The organism is Rhodoblastus sp. (genome assembly GCF_052145335.1).
GTDB lineage: Bacteria > Pseudomonadota > Alphaproteobacteria > Rhizobiales > Beijerinckiaceae > Rhodoblastus.
In genome coordinates this window covers 1-4,429 of record NZ_JBKQOU010000210.1, presented here as the reverse complement: position 1 = coordinate 4,429, position 4,429 = coordinate 1, and the positions used below count along the sequence as shown (strand labels likewise).

The 4,429-nt window shown below is 62.5% G+C and carries 3 protein-coding genes and 1 pseudogene; 3 read left to right on the top strand and 1 reads right to left on the bottom strand.

The features are described 5' to 3' along the window. The 3 genes and pseudogenes from ACLP2E_RS13485 to ACLP2E_RS13475 form a co-directional block, all read left to right on the top strand. Positions 1-498 (top strand): annotated as a pseudogene (locus ACLP2E_RS13485) (NAD/FAD-binding protein); the annotation flags it as partial. Then, positions 495-1,298, top strand: coding sequence for a DUF1365 domain-containing protein (locus tag ACLP2E_RS13480; RefSeq protein ID WP_442466234.1), 804 nt, complete (start codon positions 495-497; stop codon positions 1,296-1,298). The pseudogene ACLP2E_RS13485 and the gene ACLP2E_RS13480, both read left to right, overlap by 4 nt. 89 nt (positions 1,299-1,387) lie before the next feature. Then, complete coding sequence (locus ACLP2E_RS13475) at positions 1,388-2,560, top strand: class I SAM-dependent methyltransferase (RefSeq protein ID WP_442466233.1); 1,173 nt, start codon at positions 1,388-1,390, stop codon at positions 2,558-2,560. A gap of 1 nt (position 2,561) precedes the next feature. Here the strand turns inward: ACLP2E_RS13475 and ACLP2E_RS13470 are convergent, their stop codons facing one another. Beyond that, entirely contained in the window at positions 2,562-4,214 is a 1,653-nt protein-coding gene (locus ACLP2E_RS13470; protein ID WP_442466232.1) for a hypothetical protein, read from the bottom strand. Positions 4,215-4,429 lie beyond the last annotated feature (215 nt).

Here is a 4,429-nt window from a genome sequence, read left to right as displayed (position 1 = left end):
ATCCTCGGCGCCTTTCGTTATGCCCGCAACGAGGCCGTGCTGCATCGTGACGCGAGCTTCATGCCGCGTCGGCGCGCCGCCTGGGCCGCGTGGAACTATCTGGGAGACCGCGACGACGCTTCCGGGCCTTCGGTCACCTACTGGATGAACCGGCTGCAGCAACTGGGCGACGCTCCGCCGCTGTTGGTGACGCTCAACCCCCGCCGCCAGCCCCGCCCGGAGTTGGCGATTCACAGCGAATTTTACGAGCACCCGATGTCCGATCTCGCTGCGCAGGCGGCGCAGGAGAAATTATGGACCTTGCAGGGCTGCCGGCGAACCTGGTTCTGCGGCGCGCATTTCGGCGCCGGATTTCACGAGGACGGGTTGCAAGCGGGTCTGGCCGTGGCGGAAGAACTCGGCGGCTTGCGCCGGCCGTGGAGTGTGGCCGACGAAAGCGGGCGCATCTTCTTGCGCCCAGCCGCCGCCTCGATCGCCGCCGGGACGCAAGGGGCATGACGGAAAGGCCCGCCAGCGCGCTTTACGCCGGCCACGTGACGCATCTGCGCCTGCGGCCGCGCCGGCATCGCTTTCGCTACCGCGTCCATTCGCTGTTGCTCGATCTCGATGAACTCGAGACGCTGGATCGCCAGTTGCGTTTGTTTTCGGTCGACGCCTTCAATCTGTTTTCCTTCCACCAGCGGGACCGGGGCGATGGTGGCGGCGCGCCGCTGAAAAGCCGGATCGAGGCGCAACTGGAGGCGGCGGGTTTTTCGCCGGACGGCGGACCGGTGCGCCTCCTGACCATGCCGCGCATTCTCGGCTGGTCGTTCAATCCCTTGAGCGTTTTCTTCTGCTGCCGGAAATCCGGCGACGTTTTCGCGATCCTTTGGGAGGTCGACAACACATTTGGCCAACGGCACGCCTATCTGCTTCCCGTCGAAAAGACGTTCGGCGGCGAAATCCTCCAGACCTGTGCCAAGAAATTTTATGTCTCGCCCTTCATGGACTTGGATCTCCGCTACGACTTTCGCGTGAAACCACCCAAAGAGACGCTGCGTATCCGCATCGACGCCAGCGATTGCGAGGGGCTGGTGTTGCGCGCCGCGCAGTTCGCCGAGCGCCGGGAATTGACCGATGCGGCGCTGGCGCGGGCCTTCCTGTCGCTGCCTCTGCAAACCCTGTCGGTCGTCGGCGGCATTGTCTGGGAGGCTGTGAAACTCTGGCTGAAAGGGATCGGCCTTCGCAAACGTCCGCCGCCGCCAGCAGAATCGGTTTCGCTGGCCCCGCCCGTTTCCAACCGAGAGAAGGTTCATTGACGATGACGCAGATCAACGAGCGTTCGATTGCGAGCAGATCCCGGGGAATAGTCTTTTTCAACCGGACATTGCGTCGGGCGGGCGCGAACTTGCGCGAGCGGCTTGTCGCAAAACTCTTTTCGGGAATTCGTTACGGGCGCTTGCGGCTGATCTTTCCCGATGGCGGCGACGTCGAATTCTGCGGCGCCGAGCACGGTCCCGAAGCCAGCTTGACGCTGCATCGCTGGCGCGCGATTTTTCGCGCGGCGCGCGGCGGCGGTCTCGGCATGGCCGAAGCCTTCCTCGACGGCGACTGGAGCAGTCCCGATCTCACCGCCTTCATTCGTCTCGCGGCGCGCAATCTCGACGCTTTCGACGAATCCATTCGCGGCTCCCGCGCCCTGACCTTCCTGAACCGCCTCCGGCATGGTTTGCGCAGAAACTCGAAGCGCGGCAGTCGCCGCAACATCGAATTTCACTATGACCTCGGCAATGATTTCTTCCGCGTCTGGCTCGATCGCGCGATGATCTATTCCTCCGCCCTCTGGCAGGTGGGCGATCCAGACCTCGAAACCGCCCAGCAACGCAAGCTCGATCGGATCGCCGGTCTTTTGCGCCTGTCGGGCGGCGAGAGCGTGCTGGAAATCGGTTGCGGCTGGGGCGCGCTGGCGGCGCATCTCGCCGAACGCGGCGCCAAAGTGACCGGCCTGACCCTGTCGCCTTCGCAGTTGAAATTTGCCCGCGAAATGGTTTCCGAACGGGGTTTGCAGGATCGCGTCGACTTGCGGCTGCAGGATTACCGCGACGCCAGCGGAGGATTTGACCGCGTGGTGTCGATCGAGATGATCGAGGCCGTTGGCGAATCCTATTGGCCGAGCTATTTCGGCGCCATTCGCGAGCGCCTGAAGCCGGGCGGCGTCGCGGTCCTGCAATGCATCACCATCGCCGAGGAGCGATACGAATCCTATCGCGCCGAAACGGATTTCATTCAGAAGCATATTTTTCCGGGCGGATTCCTGCCGTCGAAGACCCTGCTTGCAGAGCAGGTCCGGCGCGCAGGACTGCGGCTGACGGGCCGGCAATGCTTTGGACCCTCTTACGCCCGAACGCTCGCGGAATGGCGCCGTCGTTTTGACGCCCGCTGGTCCTGCATCGAAGCGCAGGGTTACGATCAAAGGTTCCGGCGTCTCTGGGACTATTATCTTTGCTATTGTGAAGCCGGGTTTTTGGCGGAGGTGATCGACGTCGGGATCTACACCATCGAACGACCGAGCGACGCGTGATTCAGCCACGGCCCCAGACGGCGGCGAAGGCATGCCACTTGCCCTTCAGGCTTATCCTTTCATCGGCGAGCGCGTTGAGGAAAAAGGCCAGGCGGCGCGATTTCATCACCGTGTAGAGTGTGACCAACGTCGTCGGGATGAACACGACGAGGAAAATTTCCAGACGGTCCAGCGTCGGCAGATCGGCGTGATTGAACAGGTTCATGCCGAGAAAGCCGGTCGTCACCGTGCCGATCAGGCTGAACAGCGTCACCACGGTCAGTTGCAGGATGGTGACGGCCTGGCGGCGCAGCAGATCGGTTTCGAGATAGGAGGCCATGTCGCTGATCTCGTGGCGCAATTCCTCGTAAAGTCGCTCCGTACCGAGATGGCCGGCCCAGCGGCTGAAAATATCCCGCATTGGCAAGAGATCGGATATTTCCAGGAAATAATAGCGATGGGTGAAGCGCAGGAAAGTCTCCAGCATGATGCGGATGTCCCTGCGGAAACGGCTGACGGAATCGCGGTCGGCGCGATTGAGCCGGCTCATCGTCGCCACCATCCGGTCGGAGATCATCAACAGCGAAGCGCGGTGAAAATGCGCGATCAACCCGACGAGGAAAAATTGGTGGCGGAATTGCGCGAGAAATCCGCGCTCGGAATCGGTGAACAGTTTTTTGCTTGAGTCGCCCACTGCGACAAAAGCCTGTCCGCTGCATAGAAGACGCGTATTGGCCCAATCGCCTTTGCGCGAGGGATCGTAGAAGCGGTCGTAGCAATAGCGCGCCTCGAAGTCGTCGAGAAAGGCGGACCCGGTAGGCAAGCAGTCGCCGGGCGCGCTGGCGAAGGCGAGACGAATGTATTCGGCGCGGGTCAGCGCCGTCGGATCGTCGACGGCGAGATAGGCCATGACCGGCATGCGATGAAATTCGAGTTGCCGATAGCGCACCGGACCCGGTTTTTCGCGCTGGTTGAGAACCATCGGCGACAGCAGGAACTCCCAATGCGCGGCGATGTCCGTCGTCTGATGGCGGCAGACCGACGCCATGAATTTCTCTCGCGCGCCATAGTCGGAGGTCGAAAGCGTCCGGCCGTCGGCGTCGAGCCAGGCGACCTCTTCGAGGCAATTGACGCCCACTTCGTCTTCCGACCAGCCGGCGGGATAGGCGCGGCCGAAACGATAGATCAGCTCCTGCGCCCGCGCGAAGGATAAGTCTTCGGCCGAGATTTCGATGACCGGAATGACGACGTCGACGTCGAAGAAAAAATAGAGATCGGCATGCGCGACTTCGAGCGTCATGGGCGTCGGGTCGTCGCGGAAGCGGATGCGCACCCGTTTCACATCGGCGCGGCGAAAGATGCGCAGGGGCGATTCGCCATAGGTCGTGCGACCGGAGTGCGAGCTCCGCTCGCCATAGAGAAACCGTTGCACATGCGGCAGGAAGGATACGAACTCGCGGTAATGACGCTCCTGATATTGCCCTGCGTCCTGCGGAAACTCGTCCTGCAATTCGCGCCAGACGCCCTTGTCGGCTTCCGCCTCCAGAAATTCGCAGTGATTGCGGATCGTTTCGCCTGCTGGCAGCGGCATCAATTGCAGCGGCCAGATCAGAATCTGGCGGAATTGACGAACCGTCGGGCCGTCGCCCTTCGTCCAGCCGCCGTTGTCTTCCATGGACGCCTCCTGCCGATGCTTTTGCGAGAGCTTCCGGGATTCGTGGCCTGGAGGCAATCGCGCCCTAAGGCCGAGGCGCTGTCGCGAGGGCTAAGGCTTCCACTTGATCGAACAGCCGATCGACGGGGCCTGGTCCGCGACGACCTGGTTGGTCCGCACGATTGTCCGCATGGCTTCCACAAGCTCCCGCCGCGCGTCGGCGGGCGGCGGGCTGG

Excerpts from the sequence above, each read along its gene's own strand:
- ACLP2E_RS13480 (WP_442466234.1), top strand. The coding sequence starts at position 495 with ATGACGGAAAGGCCCGCCAGCGCGCTTTACGCCGGCCACGTGACGCAT.
- ACLP2E_RS13470 (WP_442466232.1), bottom strand. The coding sequence starts at position 4,214 with ATGGAAGACAACGGCGGCTGGACGAAGGGCGACGGCCCGACGGTTCGT.